Raw genomic sequence first — 21,956 nt, 5'->3', positions numbered from 1 at the left:
CGTGAATGTGCCCCTTCCGTTTCCACGGAAGGGGCACATTCACGTGTGTTATCAGCTCAGGTCGACCTGGGCGACCTTGGTTGCGCCGACGGCGGCGGTGATCTCGGTCTGGACCTCGGCCGGGACGTCCTTGTTGACGCGCAGGATGACGGTGGCGCCTTCGGCGTCGAGGTCCTGGGTCAGCTGGGCGGCGAGGATGTCGATGCCCGCGTCGCCGAGCTTGGTGGCCAGGCGGCCGAGCTGGCCGGGCTTGTCCTCGTAGTTGAGGACGGCCAGGTTGAGGCCCTCGGCGCGCATGTCGTAGTTGCGGCCATTGATATTGACGATCTTCTGGACCTGGTGCGGCTCGGTGAGGGTGCCGGCCACGTTCAGGGTGCGGCCGTCGCCGAACACGGCGCGCAGATCGACCAGGCTGCGGTGGGTCGGGCTCTCCGAGATGGTGGTGACGGTGGCCTCGAGGCCGCGGTCCTTGGCCAGCGACGGCGCGTTGACGAAGGTCACCGAGTCTTCGATGAGGGCGGAGAAGACGCCGCGCAGGGCCGAAAGCTCCAGCACTGCAACATCATTGGCGGTCAGCTCGCCGCGGACCTGGATCTCCAGGGAGACCGGCAGCTCGTCGGCGAGGGCACCGAGCAGCGCGCCCTGCTTGCGGACGATCTCCAGCCAGGGGGCGACCTCTTCGTTGACCGAACCGCCGGTGACGTTCACCGCGCCGGGCACGAACTCACCGGCGAGGGCGAGCTGCACCGACTTGGCGACATCGGTGCCCGCGCGATCCTGGGCCTCGGAAGTGGACGCGCCGAGGTGCGGGGTCACGACGACCTGCGGCAGCTCGAACAGCGGGCTGTCGGTGGACGGTTCGGTCTCGAACACGTCGATACCGGCGGCGCGCACATGGCCCGAGATGATGGCGTCGGCGAGCGCCTGCTCATCGATCAGCCCACCGCGAGCGGCGTTCACGATGATGACGCCCTTCTTGGTCTTGGCGATCGTCTCGGCATTGATCATGCCCTTGGTCTCGGGCGTCTTCGGCAGGTGAATGGAGATGAAGTCGGCGCGCTCGAGCACCTCGTCCAGGGTCACCAGTTCGATGCCGAGCTGCGCGGCGCGCGCCGGGGAGGTGTAGGGGTCGTACGCGATGATCTTGGTCTCGAAGGCGGCCAGGCGCTGCGCGAACAGCTGCCCGATCCGGCCCAGGCCGATCACGCCGACGGTCTTGCCGAAGATCTCGACACCGTTGAACTTGCTGCGCTGCCAGGTGTGCTCGCGCAGGGTGGCGTCGGCGGCCGGGATCTGGCGCGCGGCGGCGAGCAGCAGGGTGACGGCGTGCTCGGCGGCGGTGTGGATGTTCGAGGTCGGGGCGTTGACGACCATGACGCCGCGCTCGGTGGCGGCGGGGACATCGACATTGTCGAGGCCGACGCCGGCGCGGGCGACGATCTTCAGGTTCTTACCCGCGTCGAGTACCTCGGCGTCGACGGTGGTCGCGGAACGGACCAGTAGCGCATCGGCTTCCGGCACCGCGGCGAGCAGCTCGGGGCGGTTGGGTCCGTCGACCCAGCGAACCTCGACGCCGGAGCCCAGCGCGTCGACGGTCGACTGGGCGAGCTTGTCGGCGATCAGAACAACAGGACGGCCTGCTTGGCTCACTGTGGGGTACTCCTACGGAAGGGAACCGGAATTTACGGGCGCCAGCTTAGTGGGCGTCATTTCGGGCGGCCTTACCGCCTGGTAGGCGGGTGCCGTCAGACCGGTGACATGGGGGATTTCGAGCGGAGACGCGAAACGCCGGTCTCGGGCAGTGCGAGGCCCGAGACCGGCGTGCCGATTCGCCTAGGCGGCGGGCTCGACCGCGCCCACCATCAGGCCCGCGACCGCGCCATATGCGGCGGTCCAGGTGTCCTTCAACTCGGGGGTCCAGGCATCGCCCAGGAAGTGCTCGAGCGTCGCCAGCAGCGAGGCCCCGGCCGCCGGGTAGTGCGCCTCTACGACGCCGAGACCGGCGTGGTGGCGGCCCAGCCCCTGCACGAACGACGGGTCGTCGGCGAGGGTTTCGACGTTGGTGACAATGCGGGCGAGCCCGGACAGGAACCGCTCCCGCTGTTCGGTCAGGTCCTCGGCGAACATCCCGCGCACCTCGGGATGCGCTTCGAACAGGTGCGCGTAAAAGTACTGCACGGCTTCCGGGCCGACCTGTTCGACCTGTTGCCAGCTCGCCAGCAGCGCTTGGGTATTCACGTGGAACTCCTCAACTTCGATGTATCTCTGCTCGGTACTTCAGTTTTCGGGGGAATGCCCGGGCCCGTTGACCAGTAATCCGAAGGCCTGCAAGGGATCCGGCAGTTCACCGCCCGGCGCGGCCCCGGCCAGTACGGCGGATCCGGCGATCGGCAGCAGGGCCAGCTTGTCGACCTCGATGGACAGTGACTGGATCATGGCCCGCAGCTGGCTGCGCAGCAGTTCGGTGTAGGCCCGCATCTGCTCGACGCGCTGACTCTCCGCGTCCGGATCGAAGCCGGAACTGCGTCCGCCGGAATCCCGGGTCTGCTGGAGCAATTCGCGATGCTGCGCCCGGGCGACCGTCATGAGCTCGCGGGCATGCTGCTCGGCCTGATCGATGATCGAATCCGCCGACAGCTGAGCACGATTGAGCACCTCGACGGCGTGCGCGTTGATGCCCTGGGCGTCGCGTTCCATCTCCTGCTGCAAGCGGGAGACTTCCCAGTTCGCGTTCGCCAACTGCCGCTGCAACTCCGAGACCTCACCGGCCGACACCATGGTCTGCATCTGGATTTGCAAAGACTCGGCCTTGGCGGCCAGCTGCATGTTCTCCCGCTGCAACCGGGTCAGTTCGCCGGTATTGCTGGTGAGCGTGAGGTTTCGGTTCTCGCGCGCGAGTTTGGCCAGCGCCTTCTGCAGGTGGTCGAGGAAGCGGTCGACCTCCTCGGAGTCGTAGCCGCGCCGGCCCAGTCGAGCCGCCTTGAACCGAACGGACTGAATGTCTTCGGGTTTCACATCCATTGGGCAACCTTGTCGGAACTGCGCTGGTCGGCGGGCTGATCGGCGGCGGCGGCCTGGCCGAACATCTCGTATCGGATGGCGTGGCGCGGCATCCCGGCAATCGTGAGATCGGAGACGGTCGCGGTGACCATGGTGGGTGAACCGCACACCAGCGCAGTACAACCGGATAGGTCGAGGCCGCGCGCGGCGACCGCGCCGACCATGCCCTGCACGCCGCGGAAGCCCGGATCCTCGGACACCACCGGGGTATAGGTGAACCACGGGTACTCGGTGAGCGCGGTCAGCGCCTCATGGTCATAGAGATTCCACGCGGTGCGCACACCGTGGAACAGCCGCACCTGCGGCGCGAAACCACTGTGCCGCCAGGTTTGTTCGATCCGATCGAGCACCGCGCGCAGCGGCGCGAGTCCGGAACCGCCCGCGACCAGCAGCAGCCGATCGGCCGCCTCGGGCGGGATCACCAGGGCCGTGCCGACCGGCGAACCGAGCCGGATGCGGTCATTGGGGCGGACCATCCGCGCGAAGGTCGCACTCACCTCGCCGCCGTCCACCGCCTGTACGTGAATGTCGAAGGTGCCGTCCGGGCGCGGTGCGTTGGCGGGCGAGAAGTAGCGCCACAGCCGTGGCCGCTGCGGGATCTCGATGGCGATCGACTGACCGGCCTCATAGTGGAACGGCTGCAGCGGGCGCACGGTGTGCACGGTGACGTCGATGCTGCGGCGTTCGGTGGCGACGATATCGGCGTCCCACCAGGCCGGGGTGTCGGCGGCCTGTTCGGCCGCGGCGGTCATGATCCCGGCGACCGCCCAGTAGGCGTCGGTCCAGGTCTGGGCGAGTTCCTCGGTCCAGCGCGCGCCGTGGAAGTGCGCGAGCGTGGCCAGCAGTGAGGCCCCGGCGGCCGGGTAGTGGTCGGCGATGACGCCGAAGCGGCGATGGTCGCGGCCCAGCTGGGCGACGAATTCCGGGTCGTCGGCCAGGGTTTCGACATTGCTGACGATCCGGCCGAGCGCGGCGAAGAACTTGGCGCGCTGGGTGCTCATCCGGATCGGGAACATCTCGCGGACCTCGGGGTGAGCGAGGAACAGATGCGAGTAGAAGTACTGCGTCGCCTCGTCGCCGATGCGCTCGACGCGTCGCCAGCTCGTCTGTAGTGCCTCGAGGTTCATCCGCGCCGCGCCCGCCGACGATGCGGGCGTGGCAGATCCAGGTGCATCGACATCTCTTCCGCTCCCCTCGGCTGTGCCTCTTTCCAGATGCGACTCCCACCGCGAGGAAGCGGCACAGCTCGTCCTGAACAACTGTCCGAATATGGTCAACCTAGGACATCGGATCGGCGCTGTCGAAACGAGAAAAACAGTCTCTGCCACACCGGATTTCGAGCTATCCGGTGGCAAATTATAGTTAGGCAAGGTAAAGACGTGGGCGAGGTCACAACCCCCAGGTCCAGGCCGCTACGAATCGGTCCGGATACGACGAAAGCCGGCCTCGGAGCTGCGAAGTCCGAGGCCGGCTTTCAAGTCGAATAATTCGACGTCAGGCCGAATTAGCGGCCGAAGGAACCGGTCCACAGGGTGGAGAGGATACCGTGCAGGGCGGCCGAGCCGGTGTCGAGCAGGCCGTTCAGAGCAGCGGAACCGGTGTCGATGATAACGGGGATCATGTAGATAAACCTCTCATGCAAATCTCTTACTTAACTTCCGACGCTGAGCATATCGGCGGCCTTTTCAAGCTCGTTACCGGCCATTGACACAATGTGACCGGCGTCACCGTCTATTGAGTGTGTGGCCCAGCTCATAGTCAAGTGTCCAGTTCGCCTATAACGCGCCAATCACGCCCCTATTTCAGGGGGCAATGGCCCCTGGTTTCATGGGCATCCAGACCACAGATGGCCTGGTGGGTGCGGGATCCGGTGAAGGCGCTACGGCCGCCGGCCAGTGGTAGCGCCGGGCTGGCCGCACGAACATCCGGATAGTGCGGTGGCTTCGATGCATTTGCCGACTTTGCTCGGACAATGCGAATTGCCTGCTGATCCGGTCGAATGGGAGTGCGAATTGATGGGGTCGAAGTCGCGTACCCGGGAGATGGGCGCGGGTGCTGTTCCCGCGCCGATCTCCGAATTCATCGATACCGAGTTCGAGCTGCTAGAACTCTCGAATGACCTGGACGAATACCGCTTCCGGTCCGGGCTTGGTGCGGCGCACTTCGAACTCGACCCGCTGACCCTCGACCAGTGATCGGAATCCGTCGCCCTCGACGGCGGTGTACTCCACGAAGACGTCGGGGCCGCCGCCGTCCGGAGTGATGAAGCCGAAGCCCTTCTCGCTGTCGAACCACTTCACCGTGCCGCGCAACATTCCCCAAACCTTCTCGATGTCCGGGACACCTTCGCCCCCGCGTGTGCCGTCATCCATGGTGTCACGGGCGTCGAGGTGCCGCGCGGTCACCCAGCCCGCGCGGCACCCTGCCCCTCCTCGTCCGCGCCACGCATGGAGTACACGCGTTCGAGGAAGTCGCGGTGGGCGCGCAGGGTGGCGTCCAGCAGTTCCCGCCAGGTGCGGCGATCCACCCGCTGATCACTGAAGAGCGAGGACAGCGAGGCCGGTCCCAGCTTGTCGATGTGATCGACGATGAAAGTCAGTCGCCGGCGCGGGAATTGGGCTCCGATGCGCGGATTCTCCTCCAGGAAACGGTCGAGTTCGTAGAGGTAGTTGACGGCGCGGTTGTACTCCTCATCGGTGAGGTGATAGTCCATGCGCTTGATCTCGACGATCCACAGTTCGCCGGAATCGTGCAGCAGGACGAAGTCCGGTTCGCGCTTCGGGCTGCCGATCGTGGTGGTGAGCAGGGCGGTCCCGAACTTGTGCGCGTACCAGCGTTCGAAGCTGGCGCGGACGCGTTTGAGGGACTCGTTCATGCCCAGTGGGGTCCATTCGGGGGCGAGCAACCAGGGGGCGCTTTCGATGAGCTCCTGGAAGGGGCGCTCCAAGGAGCGGCGATCGTCGATGAGGGCGCGTAGCCGGTTCACCACTGCGACACGCTCGCTGGCGATCTGGCCGAGCGAATAGATCTCGGCGACCCGGGCGCGTTCGAAGAGCGCGACGACCACATCGATTTCCTGATCGGTCTCGTCCTCGGCGATCTCCTTGAGGGTGTCCAGCAGGCTGCGCTGCGGTCCCAGCGACAGCGCCAGGCGCAGCATGTTCTCGATATGCGCGGGATCATCGAGGGAGGCACGGTCCTTGTGCGCCACCAGGATTCGCGCGGCATCCAGGACCGAGTCGCGGAACTGCCGGTCCCCCGGCGCGATCGCCTCCAGCATCTCGTGGATGCGCGAGCGTTCGACGAACTCCTCCCACACCCTTCTCCGAATGGATTTCTCGCCGAGCCTGCCGATTTCCTTGATGAGCGCCCGGCCCCATTGCGCGAGCGCTTCACCACGCGGCGAGTTCCACATGATGTCCTGGCGATCCGAGCGCACCATGTCCTCGTCGTCGTCGAGCCAGTCGACGTGAATGGCGCCGACCAGGTAGGAACGAAGTTTGAACTCGCCGGTGAATCCGGCCGGGATGCCGAAATCCCTTGTCTGCGCGACGATCTTGCCGCGCGCGTAAATGCGCACACCGGCCATGGCCTCATCGCGGTACGGCTGTTTGGAGTAGGAGATCCACCCGGTCACCGGAAGGAACTGCCTGCCGAAGCGGACCGGCACGCGGCTGACATCGATGCGCGTCTCCTCCATCACATCGATGGCGAGGTCGCTGAGAATGAAGCTCTCCGTGCCGATGCTATTGCGCACATTGACCCGCCAATCCGAGCGTTCGATGCCGAAGCGCGACGCCAGCTGCCGGCTCAGCTCCGTGCCGGTGTTCACGCGCTTGCGGAAGAAGTTGCTCAGGATGACGGTGGTGCCGCGGGTGGCGGTGAAAGTGCCGTCCAGCGCACCGGCTTTCGGGTAATAGTCACGTTCGGTGTCGGAGAGCATCTCGTCGAGATCCATCACCAGATGCGCGACCGGCCAGCCGAGCGGGGTGTGGTCGCCCTCGTGGCTGCCCGCGGTGATGACCTCGATGGTGCGGCAGATGCCGAAGGCGGCGAGTTTCCCGATTCCCTTGCGCCCCATGACCGGTCGCCGACGCTCACGGGACAGGTCGGAACCGGTGCGGATGCGGCGGTCGGAGCCGACCATCAGATAGTGGGCGTTGACCTCATCGGCGGTCATGCCGTGGCCATTGTCGGAGATGACGATCCGGTACGCGGGTTCGTTTGCGGCACGGATGGTTCCGGCGAGGGTGACGCCCCAGGGCAGTTCCACATCGACCTCGGTGGCGTCGGCATCGTAGGAGTTGGCGATGAGTTCGGCCAGAACCGCCGAAACCCGGTCGTAGAGCCTGATTCCGAGCTTGTCGATGGCCAGCCTGCTGATTCGCATCGTGTACTTGTGGTCATCGCGTTCCACCGCGGCCACATGCACGTCGTTGTACATGGTGGGCCCCCAATTGCCCTCGCGGCAGCCTTCGTTCAGCTACCTCTGAATTCGATGCAACGCTGCTTGGTTAACAAGGGACTGAACATTTCCGCAACGAATAGTCACGGTGTGATTCCGACATTCACCGAGCGATTGCCCAGCGCAACGGCAAGGTCTCGGCTACCCCTCGATCTCGTTGGACGGCTACGTCGCCGGGCCCGACCAGAGCCCGGACAACCCGCTCGGCATCGGCGGTGAGCGGCTGCACGAATGGATCCCTGAGATTCGAATCAGCTTCACGATCTCCTAATGCTCGGGTCGGCACCATGCCGGTATGAGCATTACCGTCGCCGCACCGCCCGTAGCGGCTCGCGCGCCCGCGCCATCCCGGATTCTCGCGCTCGACACCGCGCGCGGACTCGCCGTGCTGGGCATGATCGTCGCCCATGTGGGTGTCACCCGCTCGCTCAGCTGGGGTGACCCGGGCAGCTGGCTGGCCGTGGCGCACGGCCGCTCCGCCATCCTGTTCGCGACCTTGGCCGGAGTGTCCATCGCCTTGATCAGCGGACGGCAGCGACCGCCGACGGGATCACAACTGGTGGCGGCGCGGACACGAATCTTGGTGCGCGCCTGCGTATTATTCGCGATCGGCGGAGTGCTCACGGCGCTGGACACCGGCATCTCGGTGATCCTGCAAACTTATGCGCTGCTGTTCGTGTGCTGCCTGCCGTTCCTCACCTGGACGCCGCGGCGGCTGCTGATCCTCGCGGCGGGATGGGCTGTAGTGGCACCGGCTTTGACGATATGGCTCAGCCATCTGTTGTCGGGCTCCTGTGATCGCTCGGACGAAACCTGTTCCGGTGCACAGATAACCGATCTCGCGGTGATCGGCGAGTATCCCGGTCTGGTGTGGATCACCTTCGCGCTCGTCGGACTTGCCCTCGGCCGAAGCGATCTCGGCTCGACCGTGCTGCGCATGCGGCTTCTCGTAGCCGGTGCCTCACTGATGATTCTCGGCTACGGCGGCGGTTGGCTCGCAACCAATCTCGGCGAGGCGATCGAGTCGGACTGGGCCCAACTCCTCACCGCCGAACCACATTCCGGAACCACCTTCGAAATCGCCGGATCCCTCGGCTTTGCGCTGACGGTGCTCGGCGCACTGCTGCTCACCGTGGATCGCATGCGGCCGCTGCTCTTCCCGATCTCCGCGGTGGGATCGATTCCGCTCACGGTGTACGCCGCCCATATCGTCGCGGTGCGATTCCTCAGCGAGGGAGCACGGGAATCCACCGGCAATACGGTCCTGGCAATTTTCCTCGGAATCACCATCGCATCGGCAACCCTGTACGTACTCGTCCTCGGCCGCGGCCCACTCGAACGCCTGGTGACCTGGGTCGGAGTCCGCGCCACCACTCCCGGGCGGGCCCCATCCCCGCCGATCTCGGCAGGATCCGCCGGATAAGTCGCTGAACCTGGGCTGACAAGTCTTGGGGGATCCCGGCAGAATGCGGAGCGACGGGCGGGATCGCTCGGTCGGGAATTCAGGAAGAGGTGCTCGGGTGGCGCGCAGTCCCATGCAACGCGGTCTGGCTGGTCTGACCGAGCGATTCGCCACCCCCGCGATCGACCCGCCGACGCTCGAGCAGACCATAGCGGCGCGGCGGCGGTTCTTCGGCGATGCGGCCGTGGACGCGGAAACCGGTGCGGTGCGTGAGGACCAGGTGCTGGTGGCGTGGTTCGGTTGTGCGAGCTTCGCGGTCGCCATGGGTGGGGCGGTGTTCCTGCTGGATGCCTGGGTGCCACGCGGTGTGACCTCCGGCTATGTCCCCACCACGCCCACCGAGGTCGCCGCGCTGCGACCGGCGGCCATCTTCATCGGGCACGGGCACTTCGACCACGCCGCCGATGCCGGGCCGATCGCACAGGCCAGCGGCGCGGTGGTGCACGGCACCGCCGAGCATTGCGCGACCGCGCGCAAGCAGGTCGATGCGGCCGAATTCGATTGCGTGGAACTGGGTTCCGGTACTTCGCTGCCCGGTGATCGCTATGACTTCGAGCTCGCTCCCGGCTTGTCGGTGACCGCCGTCCGCCACGTGCATTCCGCCCGCACTCCCCGTCACGAAGGCCCCGACGCTTCCACGCCCGTGCGGCCTCGGCCGTGCCCGTGCGACATTCGTACGCACCCACCGACTCTCGCCGACTCCACGCATCTGGTGCGCAATCTGGTCGCGCCGGAAGGCGGGGTGCTGCTCTATCAGTTCCGCACCGAGAACTTCGTTCTCACCTGGCACGATTCCTCCGGCCCCCTGCTGGACAAGGCCCCGCGGGTCCTCGACGTGCTGCGGGAGCTCCCCCGCTCGGACGTCCACATCGGTGCGGTACAGGGTTTCAACCAGTTCACCAATGGCCTGCGCGACCCGCGCAGCTATGTGGAAGCCTTGCGCCCCAAGGTATTCGTCCCCAATCACCACGACAATTGGCTGCCGGTGTTCACTGCCCGCGGCGAGGCCTTCCGGACGCCACTGCACGACGAGCTCGCGCGCCTACCCGAGGGCGAACGCCCGGAAATCCGCATGCTTCTCGACCCCGACGACTACCTCGCGGCGGGCCTCCTGACCTTCGATCTTCCGAAGGAATGATCAACGAAATCGCAAAACCATTGTGACGCTGACAGTTCCGGCACGATTACCGTGATCGGTATCCGGCACCTCGACGAACCCGAGTCGCTCATAGAGTCGAAGTGCCGGATTCTCCCGTCGCACACTCAAACTCACACTGTCGTAGACCGGCCGCATCGCATCGAGCAGTCCAGTCATCAGCTGCGTGCCGAGTCCTGCCCCGCGCCCCTCGGGCGCGACCGCGATCGCAATCTCCGGCGTCGCATCATCCACATACCCATACGCGGCATTCTCCCGAGTGAACATCCGAGCCCACGCCGCCCCGAGCAACACCCCATCTTCCTCGGCGATCACCCCGAGATCCCCTGCCACACCCCATCCTTCGACATAGCGCGCCAATTCCGGCACCGCCCGTAACTCGTCGGGCGAGGTCATCCCCTGCTCACGGCTATACGCCGCCTCGAACAGCATCGCCCACAGAAACTTCTCGTCCGCGACCTCGGCCGGACGAACAATCACACCAGACACCCCACGAACTATAGGGATTCCGCCACCCGCCCCGCCGCCGTCACCCCCGACCCAACCTCCGGCACCACGTCACGACCGCTGATCTCATCCCCACAACGATCGCACCCCCAGCCGAACATGCGCCAACCGGCTATGCGGCAGAGTTCCAGCTAGGCAGTCTCCCCCGCCAGCTCGATCAACCGGGCACGCACCAGTTCCGGCCTCTCATCCACAATGAAATGACCACACCCGGAGACGGTTTCGAGCGTGTAATCATCCGTCCGAGCCGTATCCGCCGCCGCCAGCGAGTAATGCACCGCAGCATCATCCATCCCGAACAGAGCCCGAATCGGCATGGACGCCCGCCGCCTCTCCGGGTTCCGCACCGAAGCCGGAACTTCCTTCAACAGGAAGGTCCGATAAGTATCGGTAGCCGCCCGAGCCACCACCGGATCCCTGAACCGCTCAGAAAACACCCGCACGGTCTCCCGATCGAAGACCGCCGGATCGCTGGCAGCAGCCCCAATCAGCGTCTCCAAGAACCGAGTCCGCCGCTGCAACGGCACCCCCAACCCAGCAATCAACGGCTGATAAGCCAACATCCGCCAAGCCTGCCGAGCCACCACCTTTGCAGGCACCCACGGATGAGCCATATTCAAAGCCAGATACCCCCGAAACCTCTCCGGCTCCCGCAAGATCATCCGATACCCCACAAACCCACCCCAGTCATGCCCCACCAACAGCACATCATCCTTCAACCCCAGCGCATCCATAAGCGCAAGCACGTCACTGGCAACGTCTTCCTTCGCCCACCGATGCGGCGCGGCTCCAGACCACCCATACCCAGGCAGATCTGGCGCAATAACCCGCAACCCCTCCGGCGGATCCGCCAGCAGATCCCGATACACATAGTGATGCTGCGGCCACCCATGCAACACCAGAACCGGCCTCCCACTGCCGGCTTCGGTCACATGAAACCGAACCCCCCTGGCCTCGACAAAACTCCGACGCACCCCTGAGATCAACGGCGGACCCTGTTCAGCACCCATAACCCACGTTAACCCAGCACACTGATTCAGCACCGAGTTCCCGGCAGCGTGACGCCGCTCCCCAGAGCGAATTCCACAGCCCGTGAGCTATCCACAGGTCCACGGTCGGCGCAGGTCGGTCAATCTTGCCAACACAACGACTCTGCAATTCTCAGTTCATGATCCGCACACGAGCAGAACTGCTGGCGGAGGGGATCCCCGGCAGCACCATCGACGATCGTGTACGACGCGGCACTTACATCCGACTGCTTCCCCGCGTCTATTGCCTGTGTACTCCCACTGCATTCGCCAAGTGTGAGGCAATAGACGCCTGGGCGCCTCGTGCCGTATTGAGTCATCGAACGGCCGGATGGTTGCACGGCATGCTGTCAGAACCTACCCAGTTCGAGGCCACGGTGCCGAAGTCCGTATACCGCCGCACTCCCCCATGGCTCCGCCTCTACAGACGCGACCTCGCGCCCGAATGGATCGACGAAGTGCGCGACCTGCCAATCAGCACAACCGTACTCACCCTGCTGGACTGCACCGCGGTGCTCCACAAACCCGAGGCCAACGCCATGATCGACAACCACATAGCTCGAACTGTCTCCCCCCAAGACCTCCTCGCCCTCTGCAACTCGCCCCTTCGCGGCACCGGTGAGCTCCGAAACCAGTTGCGCGAAGCCGCAATCCGTGCCGCCTCCGAACCCGAACGACTTTTTGCCAGAGCCCTGTCACAGCGAGGCCTCCACCTCCTGGCAAACCACCCCGTAGGCCAGTACACCTGCGACTTCGTCGACGAACCAGGCCGCACCATCATCGAGATCGATGGCCGCGAATTCCACACCACCCCACACGCATTCCGTCACGACCGCCGGCGCCAAAATGCCCTCGTCCTCGCCGGCTGGCTCGTCCTCCGCTACGCCGCCGCCGACGTCTTCCAGTCCCTCGACAAATGCGCAGACGAAGTAGCACAAGTGGTACGCCGGCGCAGACGAGCCCGCTGGCGCTGATCCGGCCCATCCGTGCACCAACAGCCCAGAATCGTCAGCTTCCTGACCCGATCCGACCCTTAGTGCACGCCTGGACCGGTTCGCTGAAGCCACCGTCAGCACCGAAGATCGACATCCAGTTTCTGACCGAAGTCGCGGAATCCGGTTTGCTGTTCAACAGTGATTAGAAGCCAAAAGCTCTCGAAGCTCGTCGGGATGGAGCCAGCGGGACCCACGGTGAATCATCCTGTGGCAGTTGGAGCATAGAAGGATCAGGTCGGCGGTGCGGGTTCTTGTTTCACCGGACTCGTGGAGCGGGGTTTTGTGATGGACCTCTATGTAGTCCTTGCCGCGGTCCCCGTATATGGCTTCGAAATCGAAGGTACATACTTCGCAGCGGACTCGGTCGTGCGTGCGTAGGAACTCGCGGATCTTCCTTGTACGCAGCTTCGGATCTCGTTCATGGCGGTTGCTGAGAGCCTGGAGCAGCCTGCCTTCGCGCGCGGAGTCTTCTTCATCGAACAGATCTGCGTCCGCAACGAGGGCGGCGTCGAAACTGCCCGCGGCGGCCGCTTGGCGAATTGCTTCCGCCGTTGCGTGCATCTCTTCGGGGAAGGCCCGGAAATCGTTCAGCACCAGCTCGTCCAGTGCACCGCCCCGAGTAGGTTTGCCTCGGTAGTCCGGGTGGTGGGTCGCGATGTCCGTTGTTTTGCGCGAGACGCTGTTTGGATTCCGGAACGTCTCTGGGCGTGCGATCGGTGGGTGAATCGGTAAGGAGCGCAGCAGTTCGGACAACTCGGCTACCCGCGAATCGTGCTGACGTAGCTCTTTCCAGTGGTTCTGCACCACGAGATCACATGCCAGGATCAGTTCGTCCCGGGTCCAGGCTGGACTGCGAACCATGTGAATGATTGTGACTTCACACGACTTGATTTGGCAAACAGTCCAGTTTGGTTTGCCGCCTTGCAGTCGACTAGCAGGGCGATGTGCGCACTATGGGTAGCTGAGGAGTCGCTTAGCGACCGGTCGATACCTTGGCGGGCACCGCATCGGGGATGGCTCGCGAAACGCTGGCGGCCGGGCGGAGACTACCGTTCGGCTGAGCCGATACCCGCGCCGAGTGCCCGCATGGACCTGGCCGCTAGCTCGGATGGGGGGACGGGGGACGAGTTGTCTTCTGCCGCCCACTCTTCCAGTGCGATCCGGATACCTCCGGCGGCGGCCGCCGCGAGTAGGCGGACTTGCAGTGGATCGGTGTCGGCGCCTGCCAAATCGGTTAGGACGCGGCGTAATTCGCGCTCGCCCTCCATGTTGATGCGATGCCAGATCGCGCGGAGGGCCGGGTCGCCTTCCATGGCGCGGAGCAGGCCTCGGGTGAGGTCGAGGTCCTCGCTGTCTTCGATGGTCATGGAGCGCACGGCTGCTGCTTCGAGTTCGGTCAGGGTTGGGAGGCGGGGTGGGCCGGAGGCGATGATTTGCAGCCAGCGTTGCGCGCCGGTTGCGAGCATGGGTTCTACGGCGTCTTCCTTGGTGCGGGAGTAGCGGTAGAAGGTGCGGAGGGCTACGCCGGATTCGGCGGCGATCTGTTCGGCGGTTACTTCGGCGGTGCCGTGCGCGGCGAAGAGGCGGGCGGCGGTGTGGGCGATTTCGAGGCGGGTGGCGGCCTTGCGGCGTTCGGCCAGGGTGGGCCGGGCTGATGTGTCGGTGCGCGGCGCGGGCACTAATACCTCCGGGTCGTGGATCCTGGCAGGGTCGATCCTAGTTGACGGGATGCCACTATGGCACGGTGTGCCATGTGGGCGTAGCGTGTCAGGGAGAAGATTTGGGATCGAGACTAGGAGAGTTCGCAATGGAGCGTTTCACCGATCGCCGCGTTCTGATCACCGGCGCGGGCTCCGGCATCGGGCGGGCCACCGTGCACCGCATCCTCGCCGAGGGCGGGCGGGTCGTGGCCGCCGATATCAATGTGGACGGGCTGGCGGAGACCGCCAAGCAGGCCGCGGCCAATGGGAATGGCGAGCGGTTGAGCACCGTGACCATCAATATCGGCGATGAGGAATCGGTGCGCGCGGGGGTGGCGAGCGCGGTTGAGACGCTCGGCGGGCTGGATGCGCTGGTGAACGCGGCCGGGATTCTGCGGTCGGCGCATACGCATGAGATGCCGCTGGCGGATTTCAATACGATCATCACGGTCAATCTGACCGGCACCTTCCTGATGATTCGCGAATCGCTTCCCGCACTGCTGGAGTCGGGCAAGGGCGTGATCGTGAACTTCACCTCGACGTCCGCGTTCTTCGCGCATCCGTACATGACCGCGTACGCCGCGTCGAAGGGCGGCATCATGTCGATGACGCATGCGCTGGCCGCCGAATACGGCAAGCAGGGGCTGCGCGTGGTCGCCGTCGCGCCGGGATCCATCTCCAGCGATATGACCGACGGTCGCGGCCCGGGGCTTCCTGCCGACGCCGACTTCACGCTGTTCACCAAGCTGATTCCGGCCATCGGCCAGGGCTTCGCCTCGCCCGATACGGTCGCGGGCGTGGTCGCCATGCTGGCCTCCGACGACGGCGCGTTCATCACCGGCACCGAGATCCGCATCGACGGCGGCACCCACCAGTAATCGAAGCAGCACTGCCCGAACGGGCCCGCCGGAAGTCCGGTGGGCCCGTTGGCAATTGCAGGCCTTCTCGACATTTGCAGGGGCTGTATTGCCTGCAAGTGTCGAGAAGGCCTGCAACTTCGGTGAGATTGTCGTCGACAGGGCCTAGCGCATGATGGTGGCGGCTACGCCGTCGAGGATGAGTTCCAGGCCGAAGGTGAAGTCCTCGTCGCCGGTGTCCGGGGATTCGGGGATCGAGTTGAACAGGCCCGATGCGAAGAGTTCCGCTGCGTCGGGGAATCGGGCCGGATCCACCAAGGCGGCGAGCTCGCGTTGGTAGTCGCGGAGGGCCTGCGCTTCGTTGAGATCCGCTGTGCGGCGGTGTTCTTCGAGTTGACGGCTGGTGACGGAGGCTTGGCGGACGTATCCGCTGACCACGGTGATCACGCCGATCTTCGCCGGCCAGTCCAAGCCTGTCGCGCGGAGGGAATGCAAGCCGGAATCCATCCAGGCGATCGCATTGGGGCCGCGCGGGGGACCGCTGATCGGGATCTGCGCCAGCCAGGGGTGCCGGTGATGGATAGCCAACTGAGCCAGTGCCCAGCGGCGGAGGGCCGAGCGCCAGCCGTCACCGGGGGCAGCCTCGCTGAGGATGGGATCATCGGACGCGGGGGCGCCGGACACAAGGCCACCAGACACGGGGTCACCGATCGCGGGGTCACCGATCGCGGGGTCAGCTGGTCCGGGGTCAGCTGGCACGAGGCCGAAGGCCAGGTCGGCCATGAGGCCGATCAGCTCGTCTTTCGAGCCGATGTGCCGGTACAGCGACATTGGCGTGACGCCCAGGGACGCAGCGATTTTCGGCAAGGTCGCGGCGGATAGGCCGCCGAGGTCGGCCAGGTTCACTGCGGTGCGCACAATACGATCGGCGTCCAGTCCGGCGGGACGGCCGAGTCGGGCACCTGTTCGCAGACGCCACAATCGTGCGAGCTCATCCGACACATTCTCGTCGGCCATTCCCGTGGACCACCTCCCGAGTCATCTTGACAGCGAACTTAGCATATGCCTTATAGTATAAGACGTATATTATCTATCGCAACGGGCCTGAGCCCTCACCGGCCCGCACCATACTTCTCCGATGAGATGCGAGATCCCATGGACACCAACGCAATACAGCGGATATCCGGAGCAGCGGCCGTCATCGGCGCGATTTTCATGCTGGTCGAACTCCCCCTGTACTTCGTCTATGACGGAGCCCCGCCGGACGCGAACATCCTGACCCGCAGCCTGTTCGGCCTCATCGCCTTGACACTGCTCGTCGCCTTCATGACGGGCCTCGGTCAGCTGGTGAAACGCACTGCCCCGGAATACGAATGGATCGGCTCGATCGCGGTCGCAGCTGGATTGATGTGGCTGACAGTCGCTTTCGTGTCCACCGGCCTCGAGGTGGGCGCGGTCATCCAGTCCCCCACTGATATCGACCCCACCATCACTGTTTCCGGCACCTATATCCTGTACGGCACCGTGTCCCGGTTGCTGGAGGGCTTGTTCTTGATCGCCTTCGGTTTAGTGGCAACACGCACGCGCGTAGTTCCCCGCTGGGCCGCCCGGTCGGCCTACGCCCTGGCCGTGATCAATTTCGCCTTCGTCCCCTCCCTGTTCTTCGGCAATACCCCCGCCAACTTCTATGCCGCGAACGGCTGGGGCACCACGGCCACCGTCGGCGGCTTCACCATGCTGTGGCTGCTCGCCATCGGCATCACCTTGGTGCGCAACCCATCCCGGGCCGCGACCCCCGAAGAACCCCTGACCGCCATTCATCCCTGAGGACTACGCCCACCCTGATCTTTCCCGGAAAGCCGCTCGTACCATGGTTTTTCGCCTCGATAGTGCGGCAGAGTCGCCATCATGCAGTCGATCAAGAGCAATACTCCGCGTCGGATGCTGACCCGCGTAGCCGCGGCCGGTGCCCTCATTCTGATTCCGCTCGGCGCGATCGCCATTCCGGCCTCCGCCGAGATCCCCCTCGAACCCGATATCTCCGAGGTGGCTCACCCGCATCACAACGATCGTGATCGGGATTGCGACAACGACCGCGACCACCGATCCAATAATCAGTACCGCCCCTGGCTTCAGCAGAACCTGCCCAGGGGATCATTCGGCAGCAGCTGACCCATAGAACACGAAGAGGCCCGGCACCCAATGGGTGCCGGGCCTTCTCGGTAAAGCGGAAACCTTAGGCGGTTTCGGTGATCGGCCGGTCGACCCAGCTCATCAGGCCGCGGAGCTTGGCGCCGGTGACCTCGATCGGGTGCTCGGCGTTGGCCTTGCGGAGGCCCTCGAGCTCCTTGTTGCCGCCCTCGACATTGGCGACGAGGCGCTTGACGAAGGTGCCGTCCTGGATGTCGGCCAGGATCGCCTTCATGCGCTCCTTGGTGCCGGCGTCGATGACGCGCGGGCCGGACAGGTAGCCACCGAACTCGGCGGTGTCGGAGACCGAGTAGTTCATGCGAGCGATGCCGCCCTCGTACATGAGGTCGACGATCAGCTTGAGCTCGTGCAGCACCTCGAAGTACGCCATCTCGGGCGCGTAACCGGCCTCGACCATGACCTCGAAGCCGGTCTTGACCAGCTCTTCGGTGCCACCACAAAGAACAGCCTGCTCACCGAACAGGTCGGTCTCGGTCTCTTCCTTGAAGGTGGTCTTGATGACGCCGGCGCGGGTGCCGCCGATGCCCTTGGCGTAGGACAGCGCCAGCGCCTGGCCCTCGCCGGTCGGGTCCTGGTCCACGGCGATCAGGGCCGGAACGCCCTTGCCGTCGACGAACTGGCGACGCACCAGGTGGCCCGGGCCCTTGGGGGCGACCATGGCGACGGTGACATTGGCCGGAGCCTTGATCAGGCCGAAGTGGATGTTCAGGCCGTGGCCGAAGAACAGCGCGTCGCCGTCCTTCAGGTTGGGCTCGATGTCATTGGTGAAGATCGAGGCCTGCGCGGTGTCGGGCGCGAGGACCATGATGACGTCGGCCCAGGCCGAAACCTCGGCCGGAGTGCCGACGGTCAGACCGGCCTCTTCGGCCTTCGGGCGGGACTTCGAACCCTCGGCGAGACCGACGCGGACGTCGACGCCGGAGTCGCGCAGGCTCAGCGAGTGGGCGTGGCCCTGGCTGCCGTAGCCGATGACCGCGACCTTCTTGCCCTGGATGATCGACAGGTCAGCGTCGTCGTCGTAGAACATCTCGACTGCCACTTTGGGTTCTCCTTCTGGATTCTTTGTTAAGCGTTGTGGATCCCAGCCGTACAGCATGCCGGGAATGCAGGGTTTCGGCCGCCACGGCGGCCGGTTACTAGCGAGTCGCGGTGATGGACTTGGGTCCTCGGCCCACTGCGACAACTCCGGACTGCACGATCTCACGGATGCCGTAGGGCTCCATCATGCGCAGCAGTGCGTCGAGCTTGGACCGGGTCCCGGTCGCCTCGATGGTCAGCGCGTCCGGTGACACGTCGATCACCTTCGCGCGGAACAGGTTCACCGCCTCGATCACCTGGGTGCGGACGCTGGCGTCGGCGCGCACCTTCACCAGGATCAGTTCGCGGGCCACGGAGGAATCCGAGTCCTGCTCGACGATCTTGATGACATTGACCAGCTTGTTGAGCTGCTTGGTGACCTGCTCGAGCGGCAGATCCTCGACGGTCACGACGATGGTCATGCGCGAGATCTCCGGGATCTCGGTGGCACCGACCGCGAGGGACTCGATATTGAAGCCGCGGCGCGAGAACAGCGAAGCCACACGTGCGAGCACGCCCGGCTTGTCCTCCACCAGCACGGAGAGGGTATGGGTGGTGCTCATTCCTCGGTCCCCTTCTTGGCGCGCTCCTGAGCGGCCAGCGAGGCCTGCTCGTGCGACATGGCCTCATGGATGACGGCCGGCTCGGACACCGACTCGTCGTCGTCGAACAGCGGGCGGATGCCGCGGGCGGCCATGATCTCGTCATTGGAGGTGCCGGCGGCGACCATCGGCCACACCTGCGCGTCCTTGCCGACGATGAAGTCGATCACCACGGGACGGTCGTTGATCGACTGCGCCTCGCGGATCGCGGCCTCCACGTCCTCTTCCTTCTCCACGCGAATGCCGTGGCAGCCCAGGGCTTCCGCCAGCTTCACGAAGTCCGGGATGCGCAGCGTGTGGGTGCCCAGATCGGTGTTCGAGTAGCGCTTCTCGTAGAACAGGGTCTGCCACTGGCGGACCATGCCGAGGTTGCCGTTATTGATCAGCGCGACCTTGATCGGCACGCCTTCGACGGCACAGGTGGCCAGTTCCTGATTGGTCATCTGGAAGCAGCCGTCACCATCGATGGCCCAGACCTCGCGGTCCGGCATGCCCATCTTGGCGCCCATGGCGGCGGGAACGGCGTAGCCCATGGTGCCGAGGCCACCGGAGTTCAGCCAGGTGCGCGGCTTCTCGTACTTGATGAACTGCGCGGCCCACATCTGGTGCTGGCCGACGCCCGCACAGTAGATGGCGTCGGGACCGGCGAGCTGACCCAGCTTCTCGATCACGAATTCCGGCGACAGCGAACCGTCGGACGGGGCCTTCCAGCCCAGCGGGTACGACTCGCGCACGCCGCTGAGGTAGGTCCACCACTCGGTGAGGTTCAGCAGCGGAGCCGGGCCGGCGGTCGGATCGGCCTTGAGGGTTTCGATGAGCTCGGCGATGACCTCGCGGCAGTCGCCCACGATCGGGACATCCGCGTGCCGGTTCTTGCCGATCTCGGCCGGGTCGATATCGGCGTGGATCACCTTGGCGTTCGGCGCGAACGAGTCCAGCTGGCCGGTGACGCGATCGTCGAAACGCGCGCCCAGGGTGACCAGCAGATCCGAGCGCTGCAGGGCCGCGACCGCACCGACGGTGCCGTGCATGCCGGGCATGCCCATGTTCAGCGTGTGCGTGTCGGGGAACGCGCCGCGGGCCATCAGGGTGGTAACCACGGGGATGCCGGTCAGCTCGGCGAGCTCCAGCAGTTCCGCGGACGCGTCGGCCTTGATGACGCCGCCACCGACATAGAGCACCGGAGCCTTGGACTCCATGATCATGCGGGCGGCCTCGCGCACCTGCTTGCCGTGCGGCTTGGTGACCGGACGGTAGCCGGGCAGGCGCATTTCCGGCGGCCAGCTGAAGGTGGTCTGGGCCTGGAGCACGTCCTTGGGGATGTCGACGAGCACGGCGCCCGGGCGGCCCGAGGCGGCCAGGTAGAACGCCTCGGCGAGCATCCGCGGGATATCGATTGCGTCGGTGACCAGGAAGTTGTGCTTGGTGATCGGCATGGTGATGCCGGAGATATCGGCTTCCTGGAAGGCATCGGTGCCGATCAGACTGCGGGGGACCTGGCCGGTGATGGCCACCAGCGGCACCGAGTCCATCTGCGCGTCCGCGATCGGGGTAACCAGGTTGGTCGCGCCCGGACCCGACGTGGCCATGCACACACCGACCTTGCCGGTTGCCTGCGCGTAGCCGGTGGCGGCGTGGCCGCCGCCCTGCTCATGCCGAACCAGCACGTGCCGGACCTTGGTCGAGTCGAACAGCGGGTCGTAGAGGGGAAGAACAGCACCGCCCGGAATACCGAAAACCGTGTCGACGCCGAGCTCCTCGAGCGTGCGAACAACAGACTGCGCGCCGGTGACCCGCTCGGGCGGGACCTGGCGGCGATTCGGAGTACTGGCCGCGGGCGTGCTCGGCTGCGAGGCCGAGGGCGCGGGCCGGCGGGCCGAGGGCCCGGGTCGGGCGGTAGGTGCGCTCACCGTCTTGGTTCCTTACTGCTTGTCGTTCCGGTCCAAAGGGCTGTGCCTGAACAAGTGAGATGCCTGAACACAAAAAAGCCCCCGACAGCCATGGCTGTTCGAGGGTGGCGCGTCGCAGTCGCGAGCTGACGTAATTGACCTACAGTCGTCGGCTCAGCGCTGGACGCGCCGGCCGATTACGAGCAACTCGATTCGATTCACGCACAAGACGGTATGCGCGCGTGAGTCGGTCGGTCAAATATCTGACCAAGGGTGTCCCATTATGTGAGACAGAGCGGTTGTTCGGGTTCGTTCAACACAATGCGAGGATGGGGGGTGTGTCATCACCGCATCAGTCCGTGCCACCGGCTCGATCGTCCCACATGCCCGACTCGGGATCGGACACGGGTCGCGTGATCCGTATTCCCCGACTCGCGCATCTGGGAGTCTTCCTTCTGCTGTTCTGCGCGGCTTTCCCGTTCTTCGGGCTGCCCGCGGTGCTGTGGGTGTTGTTCGCCATACCGATCGCCGTGGCGGTCTGGGTCGAACGCACCCGGACCACCGTCTCGGATTCCGGGATCGATACGCGAACCATGTTCGGGTCGCGGCATATCGACTGGTCGCAGGTGCGCGGGCTGCGGATTCCGAAGCGCGGATACCTCCAGCTGCATCTGACCGATGATTCCGATGTGCGACTGCCCGCCGTGGACTACCAGCGGCTGCCGATCCTGGTGGCGGCCTCGAACGGGCGCATTCCGGATCCGTTCGTCGAGCCGGAGGACGCCGACGAGACGGACGACACCGACGAGGTCGGCGAGACTGTCGAGAAGGCCGCCGAACCGTCGGGAAATGCGGGCGAAACGGCGAAGTCCGAGGATTCCGGCGACAACTGATCGCGTGTTGCCGTGCGAGGTTTCGGGCGGCGATAAGGATCAGCGCGGGCGGGA

The 21,956-nt window shown here is 65.2% G+C and carries 21 protein-coding genes and 1 pseudogene; 8 read left to right on the top strand and 14 right to left on the bottom strand.

Features of this window, described 5'->3' with window-relative positions; genetic code table 11:
- Positions 1-51 precede the first annotated feature (51 nt).
- The 6 genes from serA to AB0N05_RS05185 all read right to left on the bottom strand — a co-directional run bounded on the left by serA (position 52) and on the right by AB0N05_RS05185 (position 7,504).
- Positions 52-1,650, bottom strand: coding sequence for a phosphoglycerate dehydrogenase (gene serA, locus AB0N05_RS05210; RefSeq protein WP_364687805.1), 1,599 nt, complete (start codon positions 1,648-1,650; stop codon positions 52-54).
- Between the two features lie 183 nt (positions 1,651-1,833).
- The gene (locus tag AB0N05_RS05205; protein WP_364687803.1) at positions 1,834-2,238 is read right to left on the bottom strand and encodes a globin domain-containing protein; all 405 of its coding nucleotides are present in this window, start codon (positions 2,236-2,238) and stop codon (positions 1,834-1,836) included.
- A 39-nt stretch (positions 2,239-2,277) separates the two neighbouring features.
- Complete coding sequence (locus tag AB0N05_RS05200) at positions 2,278-3,021, bottom strand: DivIVA domain-containing protein (RefSeq protein ID WP_364687801.1); 744 nt, start codon at positions 3,019-3,021, stop codon at positions 2,278-2,280.
- Positions 3,012-4,187 carry a globin domain-containing protein gene (locus tag AB0N05_RS05195; protein WP_364687799.1) on the bottom strand — a complete coding sequence of 392 codons (1,176 nt, stop codon included), beginning with the start codon at positions 4,185-4,187 and terminating at the stop codon, positions 3,012-3,014. Before AB0N05_RS05195 ends, AB0N05_RS05200 begins: the two co-directional genes overlap by 10 nt.
- A gap of 975 nt (positions 4,188-5,162) precedes the next feature.
- Positions 5,163-5,375, bottom strand: a complete 213-nt coding sequence (locus tag AB0N05_RS05190) for a cold-shock protein (protein ID WP_364689497.1) — start codon at positions 5,373-5,375, stop codon at positions 5,163-5,165.
- Between the two features lie 86 nt (positions 5,376-5,461).
- Positions 5,462-7,504: an ATP-binding protein gene (locus tag AB0N05_RS05185; protein ID WP_364687797.1), complete on the bottom strand. Its 2,043-nt coding sequence runs from the start codon at positions 7,502-7,504 to the stop codon at positions 5,462-5,464.
- Between the two features lie 172 nt (positions 7,505-7,676).
- Here AB0N05_RS05185 and AB0N05_RS05180 point away from each other — a divergent pair.
- From AB0N05_RS05180 to AB0N05_RS05170, 3 genes and pseudogenes are all read left to right on the top strand, one after another.
- Positions 7,677-7,760: pseudogene (locus AB0N05_RS05180) on the top strand (dihydrofolate reductase); the annotation flags it as partial.
- A 60-nt stretch (positions 7,761-7,820) separates the two neighbouring features.
- A complete protein-coding gene (locus AB0N05_RS05175; protein WP_364687795.1) occupies positions 7,821-8,948 on the top strand; it encodes a heparan-alpha-glucosaminide N-acetyltransferase domain-containing protein in 1,128 nt (375 codons plus the stop codon).
- A 97-nt stretch (positions 8,949-9,045) separates the two neighbouring features.
- Positions 9,046-10,125, top strand: a complete 1,080-nt coding sequence (locus AB0N05_RS05170) for an MBL fold metallo-hydrolase (protein ID WP_364687792.1) — start codon at positions 9,046-9,048, stop codon at positions 10,123-10,125.
- On the opposite strand, the gene AB0N05_RS05165 is transcribed toward AB0N05_RS05170, so the two are convergent.
- Positions 10,126-10,632, bottom strand: a complete 507-nt coding sequence (locus AB0N05_RS05165; RefSeq protein ID WP_364687790.1) for a GNAT family N-acetyltransferase — start codon at positions 10,630-10,632, stop codon at positions 10,126-10,128.
- Positions 10,633-10,781: 149 nt separating this feature from the next.
- A complete protein-coding gene (locus AB0N05_RS05160; protein WP_364687788.1) occupies positions 10,782-11,660 on the bottom strand; it encodes an alpha/beta hydrolase in 879 nt (292 codons plus the stop codon).
- A gap of 158 nt (positions 11,661-11,818) precedes the next feature.
- On the opposite strand from AB0N05_RS05160, the gene AB0N05_RS05155 reads away from it, so the two are divergent.
- Positions 11,819-12,652: a DUF559 domain-containing protein gene (locus AB0N05_RS05155; protein WP_364687786.1), complete on the top strand. Its 834-nt coding sequence runs from the start codon at positions 11,819-11,821 to the stop codon at positions 12,650-12,652.
- Positions 12,653-12,805: 153 nt separating this feature from the next.
- Here AB0N05_RS05155 and AB0N05_RS05150 read toward each other — a convergent pair whose 3' ends face one another.
- Positions 12,806-13,534, bottom strand: a complete 729-nt coding sequence (locus tag AB0N05_RS05150) for an HNH endonuclease (protein ID WP_364687784.1) — start codon at positions 13,532-13,534, stop codon at positions 12,806-12,808.
- Between the two features lie 185 nt (positions 13,535-13,719).
- Positions 13,720-14,352: a helix-turn-helix domain-containing protein gene (locus AB0N05_RS05145; RefSeq protein WP_364687782.1), complete on the bottom strand. Its 633-nt coding sequence runs from the start codon at positions 14,350-14,352 to the stop codon at positions 13,720-13,722.
- 128 nt (positions 14,353-14,480) lie between these two features.
- On the opposite strand from AB0N05_RS05145, the gene AB0N05_RS05140 reads away from it, so the two are divergent.
- Positions 14,481-15,251 (top strand): SDR family oxidoreductase, encoded by a 771-nt coding sequence (locus AB0N05_RS05140; protein ID WP_364687780.1) that lies wholly within the window; start codon positions 14,481-14,483, stop codon positions 15,249-15,251.
- Positions 15,252-15,395: 144 nt separating this feature from the next.
- Here the strand turns inward: AB0N05_RS05140 and AB0N05_RS05135 are convergent, their stop codons facing one another.
- Positions 15,396-16,247, bottom strand: a complete 852-nt coding sequence (locus tag AB0N05_RS05135; RefSeq protein ID WP_364687778.1) for a TetR/AcrR family transcriptional regulator — start codon at positions 16,245-16,247, stop codon at positions 15,396-15,398.
- Between the two features lie 138 nt (positions 16,248-16,385).
- Here AB0N05_RS05135 and AB0N05_RS05130 point away from each other — a divergent pair, with 138 nt between their 5' ends.
- Together AB0N05_RS05130 and AB0N05_RS05125 are read left to right on the top strand one after the other, a co-directional pair.
- Positions 16,386-17,057: a hypothetical protein gene (locus tag AB0N05_RS05130; protein WP_364687776.1), complete on the top strand. Its 672-nt coding sequence runs from the start codon at positions 16,386-16,388 to the stop codon at positions 17,055-17,057.
- A gap of 81 nt (positions 17,058-17,138) precedes the next feature.
- The gene (locus AB0N05_RS05125) at positions 17,139-17,402 is read left to right on the top strand and encodes a hypothetical protein (protein WP_364687774.1); all 264 of its coding nucleotides are present in this window, start codon (positions 17,139-17,141) and stop codon (positions 17,400-17,402) included.
- A gap of 64 nt (positions 17,403-17,466) precedes the next feature.
- Here AB0N05_RS05125 and ilvC read toward each other — a convergent pair whose 3' ends face one another.
- From ilvC to AB0N05_RS05110, 3 genes are all read right to left on the bottom strand, one after another.
- Complete coding sequence (ilvC, locus tag AB0N05_RS05120) at positions 17,467-18,468, bottom strand: ketol-acid reductoisomerase (RefSeq protein WP_364689494.1); 1,002 nt, start codon at positions 18,466-18,468, stop codon at positions 17,467-17,469.
- A 109-nt stretch (positions 18,469-18,577) separates the two neighbouring features.
- On the bottom strand, positions 18,578-19,081 hold the full coding sequence (ilvN, locus tag AB0N05_RS05115) for an acetolactate synthase small subunit (protein ID WP_364687772.1): 504 nt from the start codon (positions 19,079-19,081) through the stop codon (positions 18,578-18,580).
- Positions 19,078-21,030: an acetolactate synthase large subunit gene (locus tag AB0N05_RS05110; RefSeq protein ID WP_364687769.1), complete on the bottom strand. Its 1,953-nt coding sequence runs from the start codon at positions 21,028-21,030 to the stop codon at positions 19,078-19,080. The genes ilvN and AB0N05_RS05110 overlap by 4 nt, the downstream gene beginning before the upstream one ends.
- Before the next feature lie 392 nt (positions 21,031-21,422).
- Here AB0N05_RS05110 and AB0N05_RS05105 point away from each other — a divergent pair, with 392 nt between their 5' ends.
- Positions 21,423-21,902 (top strand): PH domain-containing protein, encoded by a 480-nt coding sequence (locus AB0N05_RS05105; RefSeq protein WP_364687767.1) that lies wholly within the window; start codon positions 21,423-21,425, stop codon positions 21,900-21,902.
- Positions 21,903-21,956 lie beyond the last annotated feature (54 nt).

The organism is Nocardia sp. NPDC051030 (assembly GCF_040683015.1).
In the GTDB taxonomy this organism is placed as follows: domain Bacteria; phylum Actinomycetota; class Actinomycetes; order Mycobacteriales; family Mycobacteriaceae; genus Nocardia.
Note: the sequence above shows the minus strand (reverse complement) of the source record. Positions and strands in the feature narration are given on the sequence as shown.